We start from the raw sequence: 25,968 nt of genomic DNA, 5'->3' as shown, positions 1-25,968 counted from the left end.
GAGATTTCAGCAATAAAAAAGCCATACTTGAAGTATGGCTTTCAAATTTCTTATACTCCCAAACTCCACCCCTCTCTATAATCTCGCTTCACATATTGGTTGGCTTCATCAAAGTTTGTGATCTTCATATTTTTTGCATCCCACAATAATTTTTTACGGCCTAAATATTTATCCCCCCATCCTTTCAAATTCGGATTAAGCATCATCCAACTGCGTATAGCGAGGTTACCGATCAAAATACTTTCTGTAAATGGTCCTGCATATTCAAACGGTGAACTTGTTTCAGCTTTTCCATATCCAGCAATACATGCATTCACCCATTGTAGGTAATGTCCTTCAGGAACTCTTTTAATTTTCTCGGCTGGCATTTTTTTCTCCGTCATCAATTTGGTTGGCAATAACCGTGGATTTTCACCATAGCAATCCATCAGCAATTTTCCTTTGGTACCAATTAATAAAACACCGCCATCCCAATTGCCAAATTCTTCTCCGGGCAATAACTCATCCGGTCTTTCAGGCAACAGGCCACCATCATGCCAGCTTACTTTTATTTTACGTTTACCATCATTAGTAGGATAAACCAAATGAATGATAGAAGAAGGCGGGCAGCTATCTACGAAGTTACCTTCAGCCCACATGTCTTTCCATACATTACTGATGCTGCATTCAACAGACTCTGGATATAAAATTGGAAGTATGCGATAAATGGGGTCCATTATATGACAAGCCATGTCGCCCAACGCACCTGTACCAAATGCCCACCAGCCACGCCAGTTAAATGGCAAATAAGCGGGGTTATAATCCATCATCTTCGCAGTACTCAACCATAAATTCCAATCAAGTTCTTTAGGAATATCGAATTGACCTTTTGGAGTAGCAATACCTTGCGGCCATACAGGTCTGTTGGTCCATGCCTGTGCTTCAGTTACCTGCCCGATCATTCCCGCATCCACAATTTCTTTTGCTTTGCGTACGCCATCACCACTGCCGCCCTGGTTACCCATTTGTGTAACCACTTTGTATTTCTTAGCTGCTTCTGTCAGCATTCTCGCTTCATAAATATCATGTGTAAGGGGTTTCTGAGTGTAAACATGTTTGCCGAGTTGCATAGCAGCAATTGTTGCTACAGCATGTGTATGATCGGGTGTTGAAATACTGCAGGCATCTATATTATTCTTCTCCTTATCCAGCATTTCCCTGAAGTCTTTGTAATATTTTGCCTGTGTAAATTTCTCTCTTGATTTTACAGCCTGCCTGTCATCCACATCACAAAGCGCTACAATACTTACATTGGGACTTTTTGCAAATTCAGCCAGGTCGCTGGCTCCTTTTCCACCTACACCAATACCAGCGATGCGAAGTTTATCGCTGGGTGCAACAAAACCTTTTCCCAGCACATGACGGGGAACAATAAAAAAACTGCTTCCGAGTACAACGGAATTTCTTAAAAACTTTCTTCTTGATTTATCAAATGGGTTGCTCATCGTTAAAAAATTTTGCAAAAGATAAGACAAACTGAAATACATTATTCATTTTTCTGCGTCTGATCAAAACTTGTCGTTTCGGAAAATAAATTTCTTGCCTTTTCTTTTTATTACATACAAATTATCATAGATAGTTTCATCAAGATCGCCGGCAACTTTGGTTTCTCCGCAAAGCATATTTACAATATCATCCACTGTGTTACTATGCCCTACAACCAATGTATTTTTCTTTTGAGACTTAAGTAATTTGATAAAAGCAGAATCCGGTTTAGGCCCATAAGTATTTATTGATAATAAGAAATGATTTGCTGTCGGCTCTGCTGTGGCTCTTGTTCGGATAGTATTGGTGGAATAGATCAACCCGATCTTTTTAGTATGCAAAAGGCCTCCAAGTCTTTCAGCTCTTTGTTTACCCACCGTAGATAATGGTACATCACTGCTCATATTGGCTGCCTGTGCAGCTTTTTCAGCATGGCGAACCACATAAAATGTTTGAGAACATGAAAAGAGAAAGAATGAAGAAAATACTACAAGGATTAACCGCATATTTATTAGTTTTTAACATAGTGAAGATAAACTTCGTTTCAATTTCAGCCGTCTTTTTGTAAATTTATAAATACTAAACCCAGCGTCACCATGAAAACATTATCTGAAACCTGGTTTGCTGAAGGCTATATTGATTTTGAATTGAAGAAATATACCCTGCTCGCCTACCTGAAAGAGGTGAACAAATACTTCAACGAAAATAAACTCTACCCCCAACTGGCAGATGTGATCTTTCATTACAATAACATCGCCGCTTTCCGGGAGAATAAAAAATTTCTGCAAGAACATTTTCCTAAAAAGCTAACCGGCATGCAGTTGGAAAAATTGCAGTTGCTTTACGAGCAGATGATTGCCGATGACGAACTAATGCAGGAACTGGAAGAAATTATCAATTACTCAGCCGAAAGAATAAAAACAACGATCAGCAGTGGGACAGAGATCTATGAGTTTGTAGAAAACAAACTTATTATTACTCCTGTCGGTATCATGCCCCTGGAAAATACCGAAGGGTATTTCTTTCTCGGCAATAGCAGTAAGTCAACCAAGGTTTATCAATACCGTATTTCCATTTTTGATAAACATGATGAAAAATATCGCAGTATAAGAACAATTTACGTTGATGAATGGCAGCGCAGTTTTGTAAACACCTATGAATCGATAAAATCAGAATTAATAAAAAACCGGGTGGAGTTACCCAACCCGGCTGTTTATTCTATTGAAGCTAATTTAAATTTTCCTGTTGATGAAACACTACTGCCGATCGCAAAAAGAAGTTTGGTAAAATACATTACAATACAAGCGGCTTAATGTGCGGATTAATCAATGTGCAGATTTGCGAATTATAAAACTACACGCAATCAAAATTCTTTAATTAATTGCAAAGTTCATCCGCACATTTGCTAATCTACTAATTCAAGTCCCCACTCCTTTCCCTTTTTAACCGCAGGCACTCCTTCTGTTATCCATTTAGCTGGCTTCTCCCCTTTCAATAACCAATCGAAGAATTGTTGTTCTCTTATTTGTATGTCTTTGCGGTTTCTTCTTTCAACGAGGTTATGTGCTTCTCCATTATAAGTTAGCATCCAAACCTGTTTACCTAACCTACGCATAGCAGTAAACATTTCTATTCCCTGGTACCAGGGTACTGCGCCATCAGCATCGTTAGACATTATCACCATCGGTGTCGTTACTTTTGGTAAATGAAACAACGGTGAATTTTCTATATATAAATTTGGCTTCTCCCATAATGTTGCACCGATCCTGCTTTGTGATTTCTCATATTGAAACTGACGTGTTACACCACTTTCCCAACGAATACCACCATAAGCACTTGTCATGTTTGCAACCGGTGCCCCAGCCCATGCTGCTTTAAAGAGTTTGGTCATCGTAACCAACTGCGCCACTTGTATACCACCCCAGCTTTGTCCTTGTATGCCGATTCTTGTACTATCAACAAATCCTGCTTTTACCAAAGCTCTTGCTCCGCTTACCACATGATTATAACAATCTTTAGCAGGGTGACCAGTACCATAATGAATATCCGGAGAGAATACAATATAACCTCGACTTACAAAAAATGAGATATTTAACCTACTCGGTGTTGGTGATGGCGGAATATAGGAATGTAATTGATCCGTATGCGTTTCATAAAAATAACAAATCATCGGGTATTTTTTCTTTGGATCAAAATTTTCAGGTTTGTATAAAACACCTTGATTCATTTTACCTGTATAAGCTTTCCATGTAAAAAGTTCTGCTGTTCCCCAATTGTAATCTTTTTGTTGAGGATTTGTTGAAGAAAGCTTAATATCTGAGGCATCATTCATGCCTGAACTAACATACACATCCGGTGAAGCTGCATAGCTTTCTTTTGTATAAAATAACTTGTCAACAGATTTCGCTTTTGCAGGAAACCCAGTTGTAAATATGCCGGGTTTGGCAAATATTCTTATTGTACCCGGGTTTTTATAATCAACATATTGCAAACCGGAACCTTTGCCAATATTATCAGTTACCCTATATAGAATTCTTGAATCAGGTTTCAATGCTCTTTCATCGGGGTTGGTTTGCACATACCTGTATGAACGTTTATCCTTTCTACCATTTAAGGTAAACAGTTTCGCCCCACTTCCATCCACATTTACTTTCCATACATCATACCTGTCATATATAAAAACAACACTGTCTCCTTCTATCCAACGCATCACGCCATAAGGAGTCGGGTCATCAGGTGTATCAAACTCTTCATCCCACAAGGGAACTTTTATTTTAGCAGTAATATTTTTGGTTGTTATTCCATCCCATACAAAATAGCTTTTTGCAGGACGGTCATACCACATAATATATTTCCCGGTTGAAGATGGATAAACCTGTCCTTTCAATTTTTCTTTCACTAATTTCTTTTCGCCTGTTACTGGGTTTATGGCATAAATATCATCTACAGTATTTCCAGTCCACTGGCCTTCTATTCTTCTGCCGAAATCTGTAACACCCACAAATGTTTCTCCATCACCTTCATTTGTTTGTATCACATTCGGAAGTTCTTTTGAAGCCAGTTGCTTCAGTGTACCATTTTCAAAATGATAAACAGTAAGGAAGCTTTGTCGTGAATCGATCTGTAAGCGATTCAACTGAACAGTTTGCAGGTAATCATCTTTATAGTTCCAGATATCGAGCTTCGCAGTTTCAAAATCAACTAAGGTTGTATCTCTCGGTGGTTGTATAGGTGTCACCCCAAAGAATAAACGCTTACCAGACTTGCTGAATGAAAGATTTCCAAATTCACTTACCGTCATTCCGATCTTCATCCCAACAGTATTTTTATCTACCAGTAATTTGGCGCTATCCATTCCCTCTTTAAAATACCAAAGTTTATAATATTTCTGCAAGGCTTTAGCGCTACTGTCACGTTCAGCTACATAAGCTACCTGTGAACCATCTTCACTGAAAGCAAAATTTTTAAAATCATTTCCGCCGCGGCTAAGTGTGTCAGTAACACCGATGCGGAGATTATGCAGAAATACCAGCGGCTTACTCAACGAATCTCTTGGATTCTTTGCAGTTCTAACTAAAAGCTTATGACCTTTTTCATCAAAAAAATATTCAACTACATTTTTAAAAATCTTTTCACTGCCATTATCTGTTTTTCTTAGTACCAGGTCTGTTCCTGCATCGGCAGCAGCACCGGGAGTTTCGTCGCCATCGGCGTCGTTACCTGTAGCATACTGCATATCTTCAATTTCTTCATTGTCCTTATTTTTTTTCTTTTTTGAAGGGGCTGGCGGTGGCTGATTTACCAGTTGTACTAATGAGTCAATCTTCTTCTTTAAACTATCAATAACTTTTTTATCATTATTTGCAGGAGCTGTAGTTCTTGTTCTTACCGAATCAACTGTTTTATCCTGGTGATAAGCGATCCAGCCTTCACCTTCTTTTGGTGTTTTAAAAGTTTTTACTCTTGGTAGTTTGATTGTTTTGTAAGATCCCAATTCTACAATTGCAAAAGAATCCTTTGGCATATCGTCAGGTCTTTTCTTTTTTATTCTTGCATCTCTTGTGTCTTTGAAGAAAGGCTTTATTTTAAAAACAGCAAACCTGTTGTCTTCAGTTATCACCGCATTATAACCACGGGGAAAAATTCTTTTATTTTCAATTGTATCCGTTGACTGAATCACCAGTTCATTATCACCTTCCTGTACGTTGATAGTGTATACTACCCATTTGCCATCGTTACTGATCATTCTTTCACCGATGCTTTGCCAGCTATCATAAACTGTGTGGTCAAGTGGCTTCTTTTGAGCCTGTAAAAATTCGAAAGTAAAAAGTAAAAAAGCTAAGATGAATGCTTTCCTCATGTGTATTGTTTTTAAAGCGCCTAAGTTAAAGGAATAATGATAAAACCGGTCAGGGTTTACGGCCAACTATCAAACCATATTGCCACAAGCCATTTTTCATGCCCCTGTACTGGTATTTGCAGGCGGAAATATTCTTCTTTTGAATTTCTGTAGCACGGTTAGAAAATGTTATTGTTTTCCAGAGTAAGTAAAGGTTGGCAAGGAAATAGAATTTATATAACCGTTTTGCTGAATGAGCAGTGTATTTTGAAATATCCCTGTACTGGATAGCAGAGAACCCTGCTGATTGCATGAACTGATGAAACCGTTTCGGCGACTCGAGATAATTTACCTGCCAGCCATCTAACCAATTTCGGATAACAGGATGATCATTGTTTTCAAAATCGGTAACAAGCCCATCTGCAACCACTAATCTGCCACCCGGTTTCAGTAAACGATAAGCCTCTTTAATGAACAAATCTTTATCATCTGCATAGCAAATGCTTTCACAACCCCAAACCACATCAAAACTTGCATCCGGAAAATTAGTACGGCAATAATCCATTTTTAAAAAATGGGCTTTATTAGAAATATCTTTCTTTTCAGCATTGACAGTTGCCTGCGCAATTTGTTTTTCGCTTAGTGAAATGCCTGTGACACTACATCCAATCTTTTTTGCCATAAAAATGCTGCTGCCACCTACACCGCAGCCTGCATCCAATACTTTGTCTGTTGATTTTATTCCGGCAGCTTCCATCATCACTTCATTCATCCGAAGCAAAGACTCAGGAAAACTTTTCACTTTCTCATCCCAATAGCCATAATGAATAGCGAGACTGTTATTCAGATCCCATGCATCTTTATAGGAATGCTCAGTCGAATTATAATAATCAACAATATTGTTATGATAACTGCTTAATTCCATTTTCTCCTTTCTTTTTATGCTCATCCCGTAATACCATCAATACATGAATGACCAGTGACAAAGCAATTAAAGTTAAACCAAGATAAAAACCATCGCTAAGCTTTTTATTCTCATTGAAAAATACAAAAGCAAGTATGATCCCATATACTGGTTCAAGATTAAAATTGAGGTTAACTGTGAAGGCCGATAATCTTTTCAGTGCATAAACGGATAACTGAAAAGCCAATACTGAACATAGCCATGAAAGTATCAGCAACCAGCCAATGTCTTCCAGGTTAGGCAAAAACTTACCTGTTGGCACAATCATTAAATAAACAGGCAGCAAAATAGTTAAGCTGATAAAGCCCCCGCTGATCTGGTAAGTAAGTACTGTCTCAGGATTGATGTGTTGAACCATTTGCCGGATAAAGATCATAACAAATGCCATAAGCAATGCGCAAATAAGACCTAAAAGTATTCCCAACTTGTATTGCGGATCAAAATGAAATATAAGATAGATGCCCGCCATCACCATTAAACCGAGAAACACTTCGATCCAGTTAAACTTTGTTTTCAGAAGAATCGGTTCAACCAATGCAGTAAAAAAACCTACCGCAGAAAAACAAACTAATGCTACAGATATGTTTGCATATTTAATAGAACCATAAAATGTAACCCAATGCAAGGCCGCTAAGAAACCAATGCCTGTTAATTTTAAAATGTCAGCCTTAGGTATCCTCACCAGTTTTTTTGTAATCCCAAAAACAATCCACATAGTAACTGAAGTAAATAATAAGCGGTACCAGACAAGCATGCCTTCATTCAAATCGATAAGCCTGCCCAATGGACCTGTGAAGCCAGCGAGAAAAACGGAAAGATGAAGATAGAGAAAAGCTTTTTTCATGCAAGAAACTCTAGCCGCAAGCTACAGGCTGCAAATGATACCACAAAACAATAAACTATTTGCTTTCAGAAAGCATTTCTTCCTTCGAAGCAGGATTCATTTCAAAAGAGCCGTCACTCTTTACTCTCTTGCGATAGTTTTTGAACATACTGTTCCAGCGGAGTTTCAATACACCCAATACACCTTCTTTGATGATACCCTTGTTCATCTTTGAATTTCCATACTTGCGGTCCTGGAAAATGATGGGCACTTCTTTTATTTTAAATCCAAGTTTCCAAACGGCATATTTCATTTCAATCTGGAAAGCATAACCTACAAACTCAATCTTATCAAGATTAATAGCTTCAAGTGTTTCTTTTTTATAACATACAAAACCGGCTGTTGGATCTTTTACAGGCATCCAGGTGATCATTCGTGTATACATCGAACCACCTTTTGATAAAGCGATCCTGTCCCAGGGCCAATTAACAACACCACCACCTTTCACATAACGGGAGCCGATTGCGAGACTGGCGCCATCGTTTTTACATGCATTGTATAAATGCTGCAGGTCATTCGGGTTATGTGAAAAATCTGCATCCATTTCGAAAATATATTTGTATCCCTTTTCAATAGCCCATTTAAATCCATGGATATAAGCTGTGCCCAATCCCAGCTTTCCTTTTCTTTCTTCTAAAAATAATTGTCCGGAAAATTTAGGTTGCAATTCTTTTACAATTTCCGCAGTGCCATCTGGCGATCCATCATCAATAATCAATACATGAAATTGTTGGTTCAATCCAAACACTGCATGAAGGATAGAACTGATGTTCTCCTTCTCATTATAGGTGGGTATGATTACAATTTTCTCCACTATCGAAAGTGAATAACGAATTTACAAAAAATGCAAGAGTAAGCCTGTTAATTTTTTCTACAGGTTCAAAGGTGTGGTTATTTTTTCTTCAACATTGTCCGGGTATAAATTTCCCTGAGCTTTAGTTTTGTGTGCTGTGGAAAATCGCCTTTCAGCATCCAATCGTAATATTGCGGTTCCGACTTTAAAATATCTGCCACCGGGCGGCCTTTATGTTTGCCAAAATTGAAGACTTCAATTCCGTTATCCATTATAAAACGGCGTGCAAAATCCACGATCACTTCTTCGCCAACCACTTTCATAATAGAGTCAACTGTATTTCCCAGCGCAGGATAACGTTCTACCTGGGCCACCAGTATTTCATGAGTAGCCGAAGCATCTACTTCTGCGCCATGAGCACCTTCCAGGATTTTATTACAGTAAAACTTATACGCGGCACCAAGTGTACGCTGTTCCATTTTATGAAAGATGTTCTGCACGTCCACAAGCTTGCGGCCTTTCATATCAAACTCCACTTCTGCACGGATAAATTCCTCCATTAATAATGGAATATCAAAACGATTGCTGTTATAGCCGCCAATATCGCAACCATCAAGCATCTGTTTCAGTTCTTGTGCTACATCTTTAAATGCCGGAGCATCTTTTACCATATCATCGGTAATACCATGCACATCGCTTGATTGTTTGGGGATCGGCATTTGCGGATTGATCAGTTTCCGTTTAACACTACGGCTGCCATCAGCAAGAATTTTTACGATCGCAATTTCAACGATCCTGTCTGACCCGAGGTTGATACCGGTTGTTTCTAAGTCAATAAAAGCAAGCGGTTTAGTAAGTTTAAGCATGAAAATCAATAATGTAAGGACGGCAAATATAAAACATTGGCCTGAAAAGGATCAAATCTTTACCTTTATGCACTAAAATCAAGCTTTTTTCGTTTAATCAAAAAATATCCCAAATGAAAAATAGATTATTTGCCTTTCTTGGAATCGTACTAATGGTTGTTGCAATGAGTTCATGCGCCACTTCACGCAAATACGGTTGCCCCGCAGTTTCCAAAAAACAAACAGAGAATAAAAGTTTTCATTCATAAACTTTCTACCCTATTTTTGCGACACAATGATTAATCGTACACATAATCATCATCACCATATCTTACGCTTTCAGTGTAGGCCGTGATGGTATTATGTTTATCATAAACTTTTAAAGGGCTTACTCAGGTAAGCCCTTTTTCATTTTAAACTATTTATCAATGAGTGAATCATTAAAAATTGCCGTTCAGAAAAAAGGGAGATTGTATGAAGGCTCGATGGCCCTGCTGAAAGAATGCGGTATTGATGTAAGCAATGGCAATAACCAGTTGCGGGTACAGGCTGCTAATTTTCCATTAGAGGTTTTCTTTTTGCGTGATGATGATATTCCTGAATATGTACAGGATGCTGTAGCGGATATTGGTTTTGTTGGGGAAAATGTAGTAGCTGAAAAAAATAAACAGGTAAATACAATTGCGAAATTAGGTTTTGGTAAATGCCGTCTATCGATTGCTATCCCTAAAGCAGGTCAGATAAAATCCTTATCGGATCTGGTTGGTAAAAAGATTGCAACCAGTTACCCTTTGATCCTTTCTTCTTACCTGGATGAAAAAAAAATAAAAGCAACCATACAGGAGATCAGTGGATCAGTGGAAATAGCACCACGAATTGGCCTCGCTGATGCAATCTGCGATCTTGTAAGCTCAGGAAGTACTTTATTCAGTAATGAACTGGCGGAACTTGAAACCGTTTTAAAATCCGAAGCTGTTTTGATTAGTAATAAAAGTCTATCTGTTGAAAAACAAAACCTGCTTAGTAAACTTTTATTCAGAATAAGCGCTGTAAAAAAAGCCAAGAACAATAAATATGTTTTGCTGAATGCTCCGAATGATAAGTTAGATGCTATCTGCAAATTATTACCCGGCATGAAAAGCCCCACTATTCTTCCACTGGCAGAAACCGGATGGAGTTCAGTTCACTCAGTTATCAGTGAAAATGATTTCTGGGATGTGATTGAAAACCTGAAAGAAAATGGCGCCCAGGGAATATTGATCATTCCAATTGAAAAAATGATTATTTAGGAAATAAAAGGTTAAGATGATAAACGTGATAAAATATCCGGACAGAAGCAATTGGCAAGAGATAATTAAGCGGCCTGTACTTGAAACTGCTTCGTTAGAAAAAGTAGTGAAGAAGATTTTGGAAAAAGTAAATCTGAAAGGTGATAAAGCTGTAAAGAAATATACAAATGAGTTTGACGGGGTGAAGCTGAAGAAACTATTGGTAAGTGAAAAAGAAATTGAAGAAGCAAAAGAATTAATGCCTCCAGAATTGAAGGAAGCAATAAAACAAGCCAAATCGAATATTGAAAAATTTCACCAGTCGCAGGTTGATGAAATAAAGATTATTGAAACAATGCCGGGCATCAATTGCTGGAGAAAATCAGTCGGCATCGAAAAAGTGGGCATCTATATTCCCGGCGGCACTGCACCTCTTTTCTCTACAGTGCTGATGCTGGCAGTTCCTGCATCACTCGCCGGTTGTAAAGAAATAGTTCTATGTACCCCACCTTCAAAAGACGGATCGATCAATCCTGCCATTTTATATACTGCAAATCTTTGTGGTATAACAAAAATTTTCAAAGCTGGTGGTGTGCAGGCCATTGGTGCAATGGCATACGGAACAGAAAGCATTCCTAAAGTGTTCAAGATTTTCGGCCCCGGAAATCAATATGTAACTGCCGCCAAACTACTGGTACAAAAAGAAGGAGTGGCAATTGATATGCCCGCCGGTCCATCCGAGGTTTTGGTAATTGCAGATGAAACAGCAGTACCTGATTTTGTTGCTGCTGATCTATTATCTCAGGCAGAACACGGCGCCGACTCACAGGTTATGTTGCTAACTACCAGCGAAACAATAGCAGAAAGAGTTCAGCAATGCATAAAAGAACAATTAAACGATCTGCCAAGAAAAGCAATTGCTGAAAAAGCATTACGTAATAGTAAGATCATTTTGCTTAAGTCAATTGATGAAGCAATTGAGTTATCTAATCTTTATGCACCTGAACATATAATACTTTCATGCAAAAACGCTGAAAGTTTAACGGATATGATCGTTTCAGCAGGTTCTGTTTTCATTGGCAATTATTCTCCTGAATCAGTTGGTGATTATGCAAGCGGTACGAATCACACATTGCCAACAAATGGTTATGCGGCTATGTACAGCGGCGTATCCGTTGATAGTTTTGTAAAAAAGATAACCTTTCAGCAACTGACAAAGCAAGGATTGAAAAATATTGGTGACACCGTAATGCAAATGGCATCAGCAGAAGGATTGGATGCCCATAAAAATGCAGTAGCAATAAGATTAAAAAACTGAGTATGGAATTTAATTTAGAAAGCCTGGTACGGGATAATATCAAGAAGATGACTGCCTATTCATCAGCAAGACATGAGTTTAGCGGTGAGGCTTCTGTTTTCCTGGATGCCAATGAAAATTCATTTGGCTCTCCCTTGCCGGATAACTTTAATCGCTACCCCGATCCTTTGCAAATGGAAGTAAAAGAAAAACTCAGCAAAATAAAAGGAGTACCACCACAAAATATTTTTCTCGGGAATGGCAGTGATGAAGCGATCGATCTGCTCTTTCGAATTTTCTGTGAACCCGGTCGTGACAACGCAATCATCTTCCCTCCTACTTATGGCATGTACGAAGTTTGCGCAGAAATGAATGATATAAAAGTAAAGAAGATCAATCTTACAAAAGATTACCAACTGCAAATTGATGAAATTGAAAACGCCATTGATCCTTTTACCAAACTCATTTTCATTTGCTCACCTAACAACCCAACAGGTAATAGTATTAATCGTGCAGATATAGAGATCATTCTGAATAATTTCAATGGTGTCGTAGTAATTGATGAAGCGTATATCAATTATGCAAAACAAAAAACCTTCATTTCAGAATTGACAGAATACCCCAATCTTGTAGTAATGCAGACGCTAAGCAAAGCATGGGGATTGGCTGGATTGAGACTGGGAATGGCGTTTGCGTCACAACAAATCATTGATCTTTTCAACAAAGTAAAATACCCTTACAATATCAATACAGCTACGCAATTGCTGGCACTCGATGCACTGAATAATATCGAATGGGTAAACCAGCACATCAGCATTACAGTGAGTGAAAGAGAAAAATTAAAAACTGATTTGCTGAATCTTTCAGCTACTGAGTTTGTTTATCCATCAGATGCAAATTTTTTATTGGTAAAAATAAAAAACACAAAAGAGATCTATGAAAGCCTCTGTGCAGAAGGCATTATTGTACGGGACAGAAGCAAGATTGTTTTATGCGATGATTGCTTAAGAATCACAATAGGAACACCGGGTGAAAACTCAAAACTGATTAATTTATTAAAAAAGTACAACGGATGAAGAAAGTATTATTTATCGATAGGGACGGAACGCTGATCAAAGAAGCCCCGCCTACTTACCAGATCGATTCTTTTGAAAAACTCGAATTCTATCCGGGTATGTTTACATGGCTATCCCGTATTACAAAAGAATTCGATTATGAGCTTGTGATGCCAACTAACCAGGATGGTTTGGGAACAGCTGACTTTCCTGAAGAAACATTCTGGCCTGTACATAATTTTATTCTGAAAAATCTTTCAGCAGAAGCAATAAATTTTACCGAAGTACTTATTGATAAAAGTTTTGCCAACGAAAATAAATCGACACGCAAACCCGGAACAGGAATGTTCACAAAATATATTAACAACCCGGAATATGATTTAGCAAACTCATTTGTAATTGGAGATAGAATAACAGATGTACAATTAGCAAAAAATTTGGGATGCAAAGCTATCTGGCTGAATAATGACCCTGATCTTGGTGGTAATGAAATAAAAGACACACTCAATGCCCTACAATCAACTATTGCTTTAGAAACAACTGACCCGATAGCTATCGGGTGGAAAAAAATTTATGAATTTCTGAAATTGGGCAACCGTTATGTAAAACATGAAAGAAATACAAATGAAACAAAGATTTGTATCGAATTAAATCTTGATGGCAATGGTAAAACAGAGATCAATACCGGGTTGAACTTCTTCAATCATATGCTTGACCAGCTCGGCAGGCATAGTGGAGCTGATCTTAAAATTAAAGTTGACGGTGATCTGCAAATTGATGAACACCACACAATAGAAGACACTGCAATTGCACTCGGCGAAGCATTTGCAAAAGCCCTTGGTAATAAGGCAGGCATCAGCCGCTATGGTTTTATGTTACCAATGGATGATTGTCTTGCACAGGTAGCAATTGATTTCGGCGGAAGAAGTTGGCTAGTATGGGATGCGAAATTCTCTAGAGAAAAGATTGGTGATATGCCCACAGAAATGTTTTATCATTTCTTCAAATCCTTCAGCGATGCAGCCAAATGCAATCTGAATATAAAAGTAGAAGGAGAAAATGAACATCATAAAATCGAATCCATTTTTAAAGCATTGGCTAAATCAATTAAGATGGCTGTGAAAAGAGATATTGACAATATGCAGTTACCAACAACGAAAGGAATAATTTAATGAAATTGGCAATCATAAAATATAATGCAGGAAATATCCGCTCCGTATTGTATGCACTGGAGAGGATCGGCTATTCTGCTACGGTAACTGATAATGCTGAGGAAATTAAAAATGCGGACAAAGTGATCTTTCCCGGAGTAGGTGAAGCAAGCACTGCAATGAATTATTTAAAAGAAAGAAATCTTGACAGCTTGATCAGTTCGTTGACACAACCTGTACTTGGTATCTGTCTCGGGATGCAATTAATGTGCAGGCATTCTGAAGAAAACGATACAGATTGTCTCGGCATATTTGATGAACCAGTTAATAAATTCAATACAGCAGGAACAAGTCTTAAAGTTCCGCAAATTGGATGGAACACAATCAATGAGCTGAAAACTGATTTGTTTAAAAATGTACTTACTAATAGCTATTGTTATTTTGTGCATGGCTATTATGCAGCTAAAGGTGAACATACAATTGCCACAACAGATTATGTATACCCCTATAGTAGTGCATTACATAAGAATAATTTTTATGGTGTGCAGTTTCACCCTGAAAAAAGTGCAGCAGCTGGTGAACAGATTTTAAAAAACTTTATTGAACTATAGTATGCAGATAATACCCGCCATAGATATAATAGATGGTAAATGTGTAAGACTTACCAAAGGCGATTACGAACAAAAAAAAGTTTATAATGAAAAGCCGCTGGAAGTAGCAAAGCAATTTGAAGATGCAGGATTAAAGAGACTTCACCTTGTTGATCTTGATGGAGCGAAAGCAGGTGATGTAAAAAACTGGAAAGTGCTGGAGCAGATAGCAGCTAAAACAAATCTTAAAATTGATTTCAGTGGAGGTATCAGTACAGCTAAGAATGTTGGTATTTGTTTTGACTCCGGAGCAGCATATGCTGCTGTGGGAAGTATAGCGGTGAAAGATGAGAACACTTTAACTGGTTGGCTTTTTAAATTTGGTGTGGAAAGATTTATTATAGGCGCTGATGTGAAAGACGAGAAGCTTGCGATCAAGGGCTGGACTGAAACAACAGATGTATCAGTTTTTGATTTGATCGATAAATATAAACTGAAAGGTATAAAACAATTTTTCTGTACTGATATCAGCAAAGATGGCCTGCTACAGGGAACAGGGATTGATCTCTATAAAAAAATCCTCAACCAACATCCTTCAATTGATCTGATCGCAAGTGGTGGAGTTTCTTCGATTGATGACCTGGTTCATTTAAGAGAAGCTGGTTGCACAGGCGCCATCGTTGGCAAAGCAATTTATGAGAATAGAATAAAGCTGTCTGAATTAAAAATGTTTATTTAAAAAGAACCACAGTGCTTACAAAACGAATCATACCTTGTTTGGATATAAAAGACGGTCGCACTGTTAAGGGCACGAATTTTATAAATCTACGTGATGCAGGCGACCCGGTTGAGTTGGGAGCTTTATATGCAAAAGAAGGGGCCGACGAATTAGTTTTTCTTGATATTACTGCTACAGTTGAAAAAAGAAAAACATTGAGTGAGCTTGTAAACAAGATTGCTCATCACGTCAATATCCCTTTTACAGTAGGCGGAGGTATCAGCAGCGTAGAAGATGTGAATATACTTTTGCAAAATGGAGCTGATAAAATTTCTGTCAATACTTCAGCTTTTAAAAATCCACACTTGATTAATGAACTGGCAAAAGAATTCGGCAGTCAGTGTGTTGTGCTGGCAATAGATACTAAGAAAGAAGAAGACGGCGAATGGTATGTATATCTTAATGGCGGAAGGACAAAGACTGATAAAAAATGTTTTGCCTGGGCTAAAGAAGCAGTTGACCTTGGCGCTGGTGAAATATTACTTACATCCATGAACAATGACGGTACCAAAAAAGGTTTTGCAATTGAAATAACAAGACTGCTTTCGGAAAATCTATCTGTACCTGTCATTGCCAGTGGCGGTGCCGGTACTATGGAGCATTTTACAGAAGTATTTAAAGAAGCATCTGCCGATGCGGCGTTGGCTGCAAGTATTTTTCATTTTAAAGAAATACCGATTCGGGATTTAAAACAATATTTGCATATCAATCACATTCCTGTTCGCATATGATCCCCGTAATTATCATACTTCTTATTGCTGCCTCTTTTGCATATTATATGCAGCAGCGGCTCAAAATACGAAGGGAGCAGGAGCATGAACGAAGAATGGAACGGTTTGAAAACCTGATGGGACTTCTGAAAAAGCAAAATAGCGATAAGGAAGATGAAAGAAGCGTCGCAAGGGGCGATGATGATCCCGATAGCTATCGGAACAAAAATTGACAAATAAAAAACATTTAAATGAATCCTGATTTTTCAAAGTATGCAGACGGGCTTGTACCTGTAATAATTCAAGATGCTATAAGCAATAAAGTACTCATGCTTGGTTTTATGAATACTGATGCATTTGAGAAAACCAAAGCAGATGGCAAAGTAACTTTCTTTAGCCGCAGCAAGCAGCGGCTTTGGACCAAAGGCGAAACCAGCAATAATTTTTTATACGTAAACGAAATTATTTCTGATTGTGATAACGACACATTACTTATTAAGGTCTCTCCTGCCGGGCCGGTTTGTCATTCCGGCGCCGATACATGCTTCAATGAAAATAATTCTTCATTTTCCCTGGAGAAACTGGAAAGTATAATTATAGAAAGAAAAAATAATCCTTCAGAATCTTCCTATACTTCTTCGCTTTTCACAAAAGGCATCAATAAAATTTCACAGAAAGTAGGTGAAGAAGCAGTGGAACTTGTAATTGAAAGCAAGGACGATGATAAAGAAAAATTTTTAGGCGAAGCTGCCGACCTTATATTTCATTATCTTGTTTTGCTGCAGGCAAAAAATTATAGACTGGACGATGTAGTGAAAGTTTTAGCTGAAAGACATAAAAAATAATCAACCGTTTACATAATCGCTGAGATATTCATACGGCTTTGTTAGTTTCCCCTGCTTAACCATTGTGGCCCGATCAATAATCTCTGATCCGCCTTTTACAATATCTTCCAGCACATATTTGATCAACTGTTCACCAAAATACCGGCTGGCATCACGAGGTAACTCGTTTGGCAAATTGCCCACGGCCATTATATCAATCGAACTGTTTAAGTAAGGTGCTGTTTTCTCAAAACTATTTTTATCAACTCCATATATCGGATCATCAATAGCCTGATCACCAAGATTTATAGGAATTGAGCCATTTTTATCATCAGTAATATCAGCAATGGTCTGAATTATAAATGTTTCCTTGCTTACATCTGCTTTTTCAAAAAGTCTTGGCACATCCACATCCCAAAAAACACCATTCATCAAAATATCAGTTTGCTCAGCATAAGGTAAAAATTTACAGTTATAATCTTGCGGTCTGTTATGAAAATCTTCACGGCTATATTTTCCTGTTTCTTTATGCTCATACAAATCGACGCCTTTTAATTGAGTGTACACCGGGTAAGAAAAACGTCTTTTCAAATATTCATCCGGCTCCACTTCATGAATGCCCATCAGGTTCATAATTTCCAATACGCCATGCGCCACACGACCAGAACCTGTAATTGCAATTTTTACATTAGGTAAACGCAATCCAAAATAATTATGTATCAGTTCACGAAAACTTCTTTGCTTATAAACCCTGTCCAATTTATAAAGGCCTGTTCTATTTCCGTAAGCCATCATCCCGTTATGGGCTCCTACCACTCCCGCTAAAAAACCAAACCCAATGATACGTTGTCCATCATCATGTTCGAGACATTCATAATCAATCAATGTAATTTTGTTGCTGATAATTTTTTTCAGCATCTCCCGGTTATGCGGTTGTTTTTTTCTTGTATGCGAAAAGAAGGCATAGGTTTTTCCGGGTATCAGCATTTCCACGGGCACTTCCTTTATACCAAAAAGAAAATCACATTGCGTCATGTCTTCTGTGATCTCCACTCCTGCTGCCTGGTATTCCCTGTCGTTGAAACAACGGATTGATGATGGTTGCGCATATATCTTTACTTCATCGCTGTTCTTTAATATCCACTTACACTGAGCTGGGGTCAATGCTACCCTGTTATCTGCAGGTATCTTGCCCTCCCTTATTAGTCCAATTTTAACCATACTGTATATTTATTCCTGTAACGAAAACGTTTACAAATATGCGTTTAAAAAAATTAATTAAAAATTGGTAAATATCAACCTTTCAAAATAGGGTTGTGTATCTATGATAACTTAAACCGGAGTCATTGAGAGGCGACTAAAAAAATGAAAGGTCTAATCCCTGATTTATTCAGTCAAATTGATTGCTAATTATAAAGAAGTGTATTATAAAAATATATTCCGCTTAGAGAAATAAAAATTCATCCGAGCGGAATATACCAGTAATAAATAGTGTGAGGGGTTATTATTTTGCTTCTTTATTCTTAAGCAATAGTCCCATTTTTAACCCAAATGACAATGCTAACCCGGGACTTGATCCACCCCTGGCATATGCATAATTAAAAGCAGATGTGTTTTCATAATAAGGTTGGCTACTATAATACTGATAACTATCCTCTTTATTATCTATGCCATAGCCAAATCCCCAGTATAAATCCATCACCATCTTTTCGCCGAGAACCCATTGGCGCCCAAATTCGATTTGCAATGCACCAAAAGTGACATTCTGCTCGCCAACCTCATAAGTACTGTTGGCTTTTTCCATTATAATGTTCTCTTTATAGTTACCAAAATAGACTATAGGTTTAACGTAAGTACCCTGCATTAAATGACTGGCTTTTGACTTACCGAAAATAAGAAAGTCAGGGAGCCTGCCGAATTTATATCCTCCACTGATAAAAAAACCAAAGGGGCTTTTTTTAACTTCCTCTATTGTGCCGGAATAGTAGTCGATAGTAGAATTTTTTCCGGCGCCAATTATACCAAGAGAAAACTCATATGATTTTCCCAGGCTTACACTCTTTTCATAACCTAATTCGAAGTAACCATACAACGGAGAAAGAAAATTTATTTTTATCGCTCTGTTAGATTGTCCGGCATATCTCTCCGGGTCTTTAAGGTTATCGGTAAACTTTTCAACCTTACCGTTCTCATAAACGATTTTTAATATGCGGTCTGCTTCCAATACATAAATAGGGCCATCTGGGTTGTCAAATTCCTTGTATTTTATTTCAGTTGCACCTACTTCAATCACTTTAGCAAGTACTATCTTACCATTATTCCGGTAAATTTTGTCCTGTGAAAATAATGAGCCACTAACGACACATAATATCACGATAAGCAAGGTTGATTTTTTCATGTTTTTTTGGTTATATATCAGTTTTGACAATCCGTCGTCAGAAACCGCTGCACCGGTTAAGTTAAAATATATTAACCTCCCTTTCTAATAGTATTCCGAACTTTTCGTTTACGCTTAATAGTATTTCCTCGCTCAGATCATATACCTGTTTGCCGGATGCAGTACCATAGTTTACAAGTACCAATGCCTGCTGGGCATGGCACCCGGCATCTCCTCTTCTTACTCCCTTCCATCCGCATTGTTCGATCATCCACCCTGCCGCCAGCTTATAGCGGGCATTAGGCAATGCATAAGCGATAATACCGGGATATTTTGATCTCAACTCTTCATATTTGGCAGTATCTATTTCCGGGTTTTTAAAAAAACTGCCTGCGTTGGGGATTTGCTTTGGGTCAGGTAATTTAGAAGAGCGGATATTGATAACTGCATTTGAAATTGCTTGTATGCTTAGGTCTTTAATTCCCATCCGATCCAGCTCCTGTTGAATAGCTCCATAACTGGTATGAAATACCGGATGCTTTTTCAATTTAAAGCAAACTGAAATAATTGCAAACTGGCTTTTATATTTTCTTTTAAATACACTGTCACGATAGCCAAACTCACAATCATTTCTTGTAAAAGTGTAAATTCTTTTTTCCTGTAAATGACAAGCTTCCAATGAATGGAATACATTTTCCAATTCTACTCCATAAGCCCCGATATTCTGAATAGGCGCAGCGCCAACGTTGCCCGGTATCAATGAGAGGTTTTCAATGCCCGACCAGTTTCTTTGCATACAATATAAAACAAAGCTGTGCCAGTTTTCACCTGCTCCTGCTTTTACATACACATACTCTTTATCCTCATGCAATTCCTGGATGCCTTTGATCTCATTCTTTAAGATCAATCCATCAAAATTTTTGGTAAACAAAATATTACTGCCGCCACCGAGAATAAGAGTTGGAAGTGATGATTGTTGATAGATGAGTTCAATTAATTCATCAACATTTTCGAATGAAGCAAATTGCTTTGCTGCCACATCAATATTGAATGTGTTGTAGGCTTTAAGCGAAAAGTTTTCCTGGGTTTGCATATTGGAAATTCACTACAATGATAAGCTAAAAACAGGAAGATGAAAATGACTTTAAATTAGCAATCCTTTTTATTTGCGCAGCAGTATCTCATTTGCTTTAATAAACTGCTCATTTGCTCTTACAGAATCTCCCATGAGTTGGTAGGTAAAACCAAGATACTGGTAATTATAAGCGTTATTCGGTTCCAATTGGATTGTTTTCTTAAAATACTCTTCTGCTTTGTCATATCGCTGCATACCAGCATAACAACGGCCAATATTTTTTGCTATCGAAGAATCTTTTGAATTCAAAGAATCAGCTTTTAAGAAAACAGCCAATGCCTCATCATACCTTTTCATTTCATATAGCGACGAGCCTTTGTTGTTTAAAACGTCGGCTGTTGCCGGCTTCATTGCAAGGAAAGTATCAATAACAGCAATCGAATTCTGGTAGTTCCCGCTTTTCAAATAAATATAACCAAGGCTTTTGTAAAAAGTAGGGTTCTTAGCCGGGTAATATTGTATTGCTTTCAACATATTATCTGCTGATGCTGCATATTGTTTGCGGTCTTTTTGAACGATCGCAATAATATAGTAAGCATTTGCATACTGGGGGTAAATGGCAAGGGCACTCTGTATTTCACCTATACCCTCATCGACAATTGCGTCCACCTCGGGCAATGTAAGTTTTGCACTATCTATTGCTGCGATCATTGCTGCGCCATAACCATAATGCAGCCTTGCACTTTTAGGTGAATTTTTTACATCATTGCCAAAAAGTGAAACATCACTTTTCCAGTCACTGCTTCTGAAAAATGTCTTTAATGAAAAAAGAGCAGCCAAAACAATTGCGGCGGTAAGCAATGATTTTTTTGATGACAGATAATTTGCAACAGGCTGCAGACTCGCTGTAACAGGATTTGTTTTGAATAAACGAACCAACAACAGAGTGAGTAGGACACAAATACCCAGCGATGGGATATATAAAAACCGTTCAGCCATATTGGAAGCAACCAGGAAAAAAATATTTGCAACCGGCGCCAATGTAACCAGGTAAAACAGTATTGCAAAGGAGGCCAGTTTTCTTTTACGGATTCCAAGTAAAGCATAGATACCCGCGGCAGCATGTATCAATAATGAGAAGAGTGCAGTTACATCCGTCAACGCTTTTACTTCAAGTTGTGCATAAGAATAATCACTTACAAGCGGATGAGGAAATATCTGTATGGCCAGGTATTTAAGCAATATATAAAAAGCTGTTCCGTAGCGTTCTGAAAAGCCATTGGCGGTTACCATAATATTATCAAAGAAATCAATCCGCCCTGCTGTTGAAATGCCAATATTTAGCTGTGCCCTGATAAAAAAATACAAACCGGTCATTATTACCAATCCCAACAGGTTTACAGATAGTTTTTTTAATTGCAGTCCCTGACTGAAAAATAAGATCAATGGTATGGCAACTAAAAATGTAATACCTGTTTCTTTTGAAAGCAGTGAAAGAAAAAAAGCTGCTGTACCGGCAATTAGAAATTTCAACTGATTACTTAAGTTGTATCGCAAAAACATTAATGCAGATAACACACCGAAGAACATACACATTATTTCGTCACGGCTTTTAATATTACTTACCACTTCAGTATGCACCGGGTGTACTGTGTAGAGTAAAGCACATATAAAAGGTACGGCAAGATGATAGCCTTTAAATAAATGCACCAATACCAAAAACAGTAAAAAGCAGGTAGCCGCATAAAAAAGCACATTCATCAAATGGCCAATTGCAGGTGTATCAGAAAAAAGTTCCCACTCCAATGCAAACATGACTAACGATACAGGACGATAGATCACACCACTTTTGTCCTCTTTGATCATGTCTTCATTTTCCGAAAACCCATACCAGTAATCTGATTTGAAAATAACACCGATACTATCCACTCCTGCTGTTACCATCCTGTTTTGCACTGTTACTGTTCTGTCATCATATACATAGCCGAAAGAAACAGAATGAGCATAAATGATAAAAGCAATGATGGCTATGAAAAAAGCAAAGCGATATTTCAATTTTTTCTCTGCTGCCGGATCAAGCGAAAAGTCTTGGAGTTTTAGTTTTTTCTCCTGTCCTGTTGGTGTATTTGCCTTTTTATTCTTTTTACCCATTTGTGATCGGTTGGTTTAATGCACTTGTAATAATAAATAGCCGGTAAGATAAAAATTTAAGATAAGAAAAACGAATCCGCATTTATGTCATTATACAGGGTCTACATCTGGCACCACAGCTACGCTGCGGTAGCTTTTATTGTTGTGCAAAACAGCAACCTGTTCCATAATATCTTGTTTGCATTGAGCAATCAGTTTTGTATCACGGGGCAGTTTCAACATCAACTCTATAAGATATAAATTTCTAACCCTGTTCACACCGGGCTCTGCAGGTCCTATCATATAGTTCCCATATTTTAGTTTTAAAGCATCCGCAAAACTGACGGAAGCTCTTTCCACTACCTCTTTAAACTTATGCCTGAATGTAAAATGGATCATCCGGGAAAAAGGCGGGTAAAAGAATTGCTTTCTTTTTTCAATTTCATCAGTGAACATTTTTTTATAATCATGATCTTTTACATACTGTAAAACCGGGTGAGCTGTATTTGTAGTTTGAATAATTACTTTACCTGTTGCTTCTTTTCGTCCGGCCCTGCCACTCACCTGCTCCATCAGTTGAAAAGCTCTTTCATTTACACGGAAATCAGCAAAATGTAACAAGCCATCTGCATCGAGTACTCCCACCAAATCAACATTATCAAAATCTAATCCTTTTACTACCATTTGAGTACCTACCAGTATATCAACTCTTTTTTGTTCAAATTGCTGTATCAAAACATCATGAGCTTTTTTGCCTTTCACTGTATCCATATCCATTCTTGCCACTTTAGCATCAGGGAATTCTTCATGCAATAGTTCTTCAATTCTTTCTGTACCAAAGTTTCGTTGTGAAAAATTATGACTGCCGCAAGCTGCACAGATTTGCACCGGCTGATAAGTAGTACCACAGTAATGACAAACTAATTTATGATTCAATTTATGATAGGTCAATGAAACATCACAGTACTTGCATTGTGGTATCCATCCGCAGACATTACAAACCTGGTAAGGCGTATAACCGCGGCGGTTTTGAAACAATATTATCTGTTTTTCTTTTGCGATCGTTTCTTTGATCGCCTCACTCAAACCCGGCGATACCATCACTTTTGTTTTATCTTTTGTTGGTATTCCTTTCGTATCGATCACAGTGATCGGTGGTAATTGAATATCGCCATAGCGATTAAGCAATTCAGTCAATCCATATTTACCCGTTTGTGCATTGTAAAATGTCTCCAGTGAAGGAGTAGCACTTCCCAGCAAAACATTTGCTTTAAACAATGAAGCAAAATAAACAGCCGCATCTCTGCCATTGTATCGTGGAGCCGGATCGTTTTGTTTGTAGGAAGTATCATGTTCTTCATCACAAATAATAAGTGACAGATCATAGTAAGGCAAAAACAAAGCAGACCTTGCACCTAAAATAATTTTCAGTTCGCCGCTTTTCACTTTATTCCATAATTCTACTCTTTCATTTTGTGAAAACTTGGAATGATAAACACCGATATGCCCACCAAAATGCTTTTGAAGACGACGAATGATCTGGGATGTTAAAGCAATTTCCGGAAGCATATAAAGTACCTGCTTTCCTTTCCGGATTATTTCTTCCATCAGTTTTATATACACCAATGTTTTGCCGCTTCCGGTTACACCATGAAGCAGGCACACCGGTTTTTCAGTAAATGAGTGCTTAATATTATGCAAACATTGTTGCTGCTCAGGTGTAAGCTCAAAATCAATTTTAATGTCCTTAGGAAGAAAACTTATCCTGTCTACATTTCTTTTTTCCGCGACGAGAATATTTTTATCGATCAATCCCTTCAGTTGCGCTTCTGTTGCATTTGATTTTTTTAGCAGTTGTGATTTTAAAACTTCACCTTCTGTTTTTGCAAGATGTAGATAAGACAAAAGCAGCTCCATTTGTTTTTCTGCCCGCTGTAGTTTTTTATCTTCATTCAACAGCTTTTCAAGGTTGGCTTCATCATGATATTGCTGATTGAGTAAAATGAATATTTCTTTTTTCGGCGCATATTTATCTTTTAATGCTTCCCATACATAACAAACTTTTTTATTGATGAGCTGATTGATGACCGGATAAACATGCGATGAATCCAATATTTGCTGTACCTCCGAAAGCTTCAATTCACGTTTTATCAGCAATGCTTCAGCTACCAGGAATTCATCATGTCCCAATGCAGAAAAATCTTCCCCATACTCTTCGTTAAAGACAACGATCGTTTCACTGCTAAGCTTAAAATGAGATGGTAAAGCTGCAGCCATTACTTCTCCTTCGCTGCACATATAATAATCCGCTATCCATTCCCACAATTTTAATTGCTGTTCATGCACAACAGGCTCCACATCCAGCACATTCAGTATATCTTTTGTTTCATAAATAACCGGCATTTTATCCAGCAATGCTTTTATAATGCCAGCGTACTTTTTATTTTTTCCGAGATTTACTTCTACACGACAACCAACACTCACCTGCTCTTTTAAATGTTCAGGCACAGACCATGTGTAGTTTTTAGGAAGAGCCAGGGGTATGATGATTTCAGCGTACACTTTTCAAATATTCATTGCTCAATTTAAGAGAAAATCAGGGGTGGCAGTTATTTTATCCACGTGGCTTTATATTCAATTAGTTTCTTTTCCATCAGATCATAAACCTTTTGTTTCAGAGACTGAACATCATCTAATGTCAATCCATCAACCGGTACTTCTTCCAGGAAAATAGCACGGCTTTTTCCTGGTGTAAGTGTAAACAAATTTTTATAATGCATCCGGTCAAAAGGGTCAAGCAATAAAAATGGCTTTAGTGTGGTTTGCGTTTCTATTGCTACACGAAATGCGCCATCATAAAAAGGTTTCAAGGGTTGATCGGTCATATTAAACGTTCCTTCGGGCATTACAATTATTGAAACCCCTTTGCTGATCACCGATTTTAGATTGCGTACACTTTTGGCCCTATGCAGGGCATCCCCTCGGTCAACAATAACAACTACACTGCGATAAATAAATCCAAATACAGGTGTCTTGCTTAATTCAATTCGTCCCAAAGCACGGATTGGGCGACGAATCACTTTTGCCAATAACGGCGCATCGATAAAAGAGATATGATTACCTACAAAAATGTATTGTTTGTTTTTATCAGGAGCCTGTTCGTAATAATTCCGATGATGAATAAAGATCAGGAAGAACCAGATATCTGCCCAAAGTGTACAAAGGCGGTATATGATATTGCCTCCTTTCATCCTTCCGAATAATGAAGCGATCAGCATAAAAGGAAAAAGAATCAGCATGATGCCAATAAACGTAGCCAATGCGTAAATGCAGTAGATCCATTGAAGAGGTTTCAGCAATAATTT

23 protein-coding genes are annotated in these 25,968 nt (G+C 37.8%); 10 read left to right on the top strand and 13 right to left on the bottom strand.

Going from position 1 to position 25,968, the window contains the following annotated elements; genetic code table 11:
* Positions 1 to 50: 50 nt before the first annotated feature.
* Together E6H07_18930 and E6H07_18925 are read right to left on the bottom strand one after the other, a co-directional pair.
* Positions 51 to 1,484: a Gfo/Idh/MocA family oxidoreductase gene (locus tag E6H07_18930; protein ID TMI61594.1), complete on the bottom strand. Its 1,434-nt coding sequence runs from the start codon at positions 1,482 to 1,484 to the stop codon at positions 51 to 53.
* A 63-nt stretch (positions 1,485 to 1,547) separates the two neighbouring features.
* The gene (locus E6H07_18925) at positions 1,548 to 2,030 is read right to left on the bottom strand and encodes a histidine phosphatase family protein (GenBank protein TMI61593.1); all 483 of its coding nucleotides are present in this window, start codon (positions 2,028 to 2,030) and stop codon (positions 1,548 to 1,550) included.
* A 90-nt stretch (positions 2,031 to 2,120) separates the two neighbouring features.
* Between E6H07_18925 and E6H07_18920 the strand changes: the two genes are divergently transcribed.
* Positions 2,121 to 2,837 (top strand): hypothetical protein, encoded by a 717-nt coding sequence (locus E6H07_18920; GenBank protein TMI61592.1) that lies wholly within the window; start codon positions 2,121 to 2,123, stop codon positions 2,835 to 2,837.
* Between the two features lie 92 nt (positions 2,838 to 2,929).
* Here E6H07_18920 and E6H07_18915 read toward each other — a convergent pair whose 3' ends face one another.
* From E6H07_18915 to E6H07_18895, 5 genes are all read right to left on the bottom strand, one after another.
* A complete protein-coding gene (locus E6H07_18915; GenBank protein TMI61591.1) occupies positions 2,930 to 5,884 on the bottom strand; it encodes a S9 family peptidase in 2,955 nt (984 codons plus the stop codon).
* A 49-nt stretch (positions 5,885 to 5,933) separates the two neighbouring features.
* Positions 5,934 to 6,812 carry a methyltransferase domain-containing protein gene (locus E6H07_18910; GenBank protein TMI61590.1) on the bottom strand — a complete coding sequence of 293 codons (879 nt, stop codon included), beginning with the start codon at positions 6,810 to 6,812 and terminating at the stop codon, positions 5,934 to 5,936.
* Positions 6,766 to 7,671, bottom strand: a complete 906-nt coding sequence (locus tag E6H07_18905) for a DMT family transporter (protein TMI61589.1) — start codon at positions 7,669 to 7,671, stop codon at positions 6,766 to 6,768. Before E6H07_18905 ends, E6H07_18910 begins: the two co-directional genes overlap by 47 nt.
* Positions 7,672 to 7,726: 55 nt before the next feature.
* Positions 7,727 to 8,527 carry a polyprenol monophosphomannose synthase gene (locus E6H07_18900; GenBank protein ID TMI61588.1) on the bottom strand — a complete coding sequence of 267 codons (801 nt, stop codon included), beginning with the start codon at positions 8,525 to 8,527 and terminating at the stop codon, positions 7,727 to 7,729.
* Between the two features lie 74 nt (positions 8,528 to 8,601).
* Complete coding sequence (locus E6H07_18895; protein TMI61587.1) at positions 8,602 to 9,369, bottom strand: 3'-5' exonuclease; 768 nt, start codon at positions 9,367 to 9,369, stop codon at positions 8,602 to 8,604.
* 407 nt (positions 9,370 to 9,776) lie between these two features.
* Here E6H07_18895 and E6H07_18890 point away from each other — a divergent pair, with 407 nt between their 5' ends.
* Genes E6H07_18890 through E6H07_18850 form a run of 9 tightly spaced genes read left to right on the top strand, consistent with a single transcriptional unit; the run spans position 9,777 to position 17,042 of the window.
* Complete coding sequence (locus tag E6H07_18890) at positions 9,777 to 10,637, top strand: ATP phosphoribosyltransferase (protein ID TMI61586.1); 861 nt, start codon at positions 9,777 to 9,779, stop codon at positions 10,635 to 10,637.
* A 19-nt stretch (positions 10,638 to 10,656) separates the two neighbouring features.
* Complete coding sequence (hisD, locus tag E6H07_18885; GenBank protein TMI61658.1) at positions 10,657 to 11,934, top strand: histidinol dehydrogenase; 1,278 nt, start codon at positions 10,657 to 10,659, stop codon at positions 11,932 to 11,934.
* Positions 11,931 to 12,989 carry a histidinol-phosphate transaminase gene (hisC, locus tag E6H07_18880; GenBank protein TMI61585.1) on the top strand — a complete coding sequence of 353 codons (1,059 nt, stop codon included), beginning with the start codon at positions 11,931 to 11,933 and terminating at the stop codon, positions 12,987 to 12,989. The genes hisD and hisC overlap by 4 nt, the downstream gene beginning before the upstream one ends.
* Entirely contained in the window at positions 12,986 to 14,140 is a 1,155-nt protein-coding gene (gene hisB / locus E6H07_18875; GenBank protein TMI61584.1) for a bifunctional histidinol-phosphatase/imidazoleglycerol-phosphate dehydratase HisB, read from the top strand. The genes hisC and hisB overlap by 4 nt, the downstream gene beginning before the upstream one ends.
* Positions 14,140 to 14,730, top strand: coding sequence for an imidazole glycerol phosphate synthase subunit HisH (hisH, locus tag E6H07_18870; GenBank protein ID TMI61583.1), 591 nt, complete (start codon positions 14,140 to 14,142; stop codon positions 14,728 to 14,730). Before hisB ends, hisH begins: the two co-directional genes overlap by 1 nt.
* A 1-nt stretch (position 14,731) precedes the next feature.
* A complete protein-coding gene (hisA, locus tag E6H07_18865) occupies positions 14,732 to 15,448 on the top strand; it encodes a 1-(5-phosphoribosyl)-5-[(5-phosphoribosylamino)methylideneamino]imidazole-4-carboxamide isomerase (protein ID TMI61582.1) in 717 nt (238 codons plus the stop codon).
* A gap of 11 nt (positions 15,449 to 15,459) precedes the next feature.
* Entirely contained in the window at positions 15,460 to 16,218 is a 759-nt protein-coding gene (hisF, locus tag E6H07_18860; protein ID TMI61581.1) for an imidazole glycerol phosphate synthase subunit HisF, read from the top strand.
* The gene (locus E6H07_18855; protein TMI61580.1) at positions 16,215 to 16,430 is read left to right on the top strand and encodes a hypothetical protein; all 216 of its coding nucleotides are present in this window, start codon (positions 16,215 to 16,217) and stop codon (positions 16,428 to 16,430) included. The genes hisF and E6H07_18855 overlap by 4 nt, the downstream gene beginning before the upstream one ends.
* A gap of 18 nt (positions 16,431 to 16,448) precedes the next feature.
* Positions 16,449 to 17,042, top strand: coding sequence for a bifunctional phosphoribosyl-AMP cyclohydrolase/phosphoribosyl-ATP diphosphatase HisIE (locus E6H07_18850; GenBank protein TMI61579.1), 594 nt, complete (start codon positions 16,449 to 16,451; stop codon positions 17,040 to 17,042).
* Here E6H07_18850 and E6H07_18845 read toward each other — a convergent pair whose 3' ends face one another.
* From E6H07_18845 to E6H07_18820, 6 genes are all read right to left on the bottom strand, one after another.
* Positions 17,043 to 18,242: an alanine dehydrogenase gene (locus tag E6H07_18845; GenBank protein TMI61578.1), complete on the bottom strand. Its 1,200-nt coding sequence runs from the start codon at positions 18,240 to 18,242 to the stop codon at positions 17,043 to 17,045.
* A gap of 283 nt (positions 18,243 to 18,525) precedes the next feature.
* Positions 18,526 to 19,419: a hypothetical protein gene (locus E6H07_18840; protein ID TMI61577.1), complete on the bottom strand. Its 894-nt coding sequence runs from the start codon at positions 19,417 to 19,419 to the stop codon at positions 18,526 to 18,528.
* 61 nt (positions 19,420 to 19,480) lie between these two features.
* Positions 19,481 to 20,491, bottom strand: coding sequence for a UDP-N-acetylmuramate dehydrogenase (murB, locus tag E6H07_18835; GenBank protein ID TMI61576.1), 1,011 nt, complete (start codon positions 20,489 to 20,491; stop codon positions 19,481 to 19,483).
* Positions 20,492 to 20,560: 69 nt separating this feature from the next.
* On the bottom strand, positions 20,561 to 22,624 hold the full coding sequence (locus E6H07_18830) for a tetratricopeptide repeat protein (GenBank protein ID TMI61575.1): 2,064 nt from the start codon (positions 22,622 to 22,624) through the stop codon (positions 20,561 to 20,563).
* Positions 22,625 to 22,714: 90 nt separating this feature from the next.
* Complete coding sequence (gene priA, locus E6H07_18825) at positions 22,715 to 25,165, bottom strand: primosomal protein N' (protein TMI61574.1); 2,451 nt, start codon at positions 25,163 to 25,165, stop codon at positions 22,715 to 22,717.
* Between the two features lie 47 nt (positions 25,166 to 25,212).
* Positions 25,213 to 25,959, bottom strand: coding sequence for a 1-acyl-sn-glycerol-3-phosphate acyltransferase (locus E6H07_18820; protein TMI61657.1), 747 nt, complete (start codon positions 25,957 to 25,959; stop codon positions 25,213 to 25,215).
* Between the last annotated feature and the right edge of the window lie 9 nt (positions 25,960 to 25,968).

Source organism: Bacteroidota bacterium, assembly GCA_005882315.1.
GTDB lineage: Bacteria > Bacteroidota > Bacteroidia > Chitinophagales > Chitinophagaceae > VBAR01.
The sequence above is the reverse complement of the archived record's forward strand: the minus strand, read 5'-3'. Positions and strand labels throughout refer to the sequence as shown.

What these genes read in the sequence shown, in the direction of transcription:
- E6H07_18930 (TMI61594.1), bottom strand. Translation starts at nt 1,484, where the DNA reads ATGAGCAACCCATTTGATAAATCAAGAAGAAAGTTTTTAAGAAATTCC.
- E6H07_18925 (TMI61593.1), bottom strand. Translation starts at nt 2,030, where the DNA reads ATGCGGTTAATCCTTGTAGTATTTTCTTCATTCTTTCTCTTTTCATGT.
- E6H07_18920 (TMI61592.1), top strand. Translation starts at nt 2,121, where the DNA reads ATGAAAACATTATCTGAAACCTGGTTTGCTGAAGGCTATATTGATTTT.
- E6H07_18915 (TMI61591.1), bottom strand. Translation starts at nt 5,884, where the DNA reads ATGAGGAAAGCATTCATCTTAGCTTTTTTACTTTTTACTTTCGAATTT.
- E6H07_18910 (TMI61590.1), bottom strand. Translation starts at nt 6,812, where the DNA reads ATGAGCATAAAAAGAAAGGAGAAAATGGAATTAAGCAGTTATCATAAC.
- E6H07_18905 (TMI61589.1), bottom strand. Translation starts at nt 7,671, where the DNA reads ATGAAAAAAGCTTTTCTCTATCTTCATCTTTCCGTTTTTCTCGCTGGC.
- E6H07_18895 (TMI61587.1), bottom strand. Translation starts at nt 9,369, where the DNA reads ATGCTTAAACTTACTAAACCGCTTGCTTTTATTGACTTAGAAACAACC.
- E6H07_18890 (TMI61586.1), top strand. Translation starts at nt 9,777, where the DNA reads ATGAGTGAATCATTAAAAATTGCCGTTCAGAAAAAAGGGAGATTGTAT.
- hisB (TMI61584.1), top strand. Translation starts at nt 12,986, where the DNA reads ATGAAGAAAGTATTATTTATCGATAGGGACGGAACGCTGATCAAAGAA.
- hisH (TMI61583.1), top strand. Translation starts at nt 14,140, where the DNA reads ATGAAATTGGCAATCATAAAATATAATGCAGGAAATATCCGCTCCGTA.
- hisA (TMI61582.1), top strand. Translation starts at nt 14,732, where the DNA reads ATGCAGATAATACCCGCCATAGATATAATAGATGGTAAATGTGTAAGA.
- E6H07_18855 (TMI61580.1), top strand. Translation starts at nt 16,215, where the DNA reads ATGATCCCCGTAATTATCATACTTCTTATTGCTGCCTCTTTTGCATAT.
- E6H07_18850 (TMI61579.1), top strand. Translation starts at nt 16,449, where the DNA reads ATGAATCCTGATTTTTCAAAGTATGCAGACGGGCTTGTACCTGTAATA.
- E6H07_18845 (TMI61578.1), bottom strand. Translation starts at nt 18,242, where the DNA reads ATGGTTAAAATTGGACTAATAAGGGAGGGCAAGATACCTGCAGATAAC.
- E6H07_18840 (TMI61577.1), bottom strand. Translation starts at nt 19,419, where the DNA reads ATGAAAAAATCAACCTTGCTTATCGTGATATTATGTGTCGTTAGTGGC.
- murB (TMI61576.1), bottom strand. Translation starts at nt 20,491, where the DNA reads ATGCAAACCCAGGAAAACTTTTCGCTTAAAGCCTACAACACATTCAAT.
- E6H07_18830 (TMI61575.1), bottom strand. Translation starts at nt 22,624, where the DNA reads ATGGGTAAAAAGAATAAAAAGGCAAATACACCAACAGGACAGGAGAAA.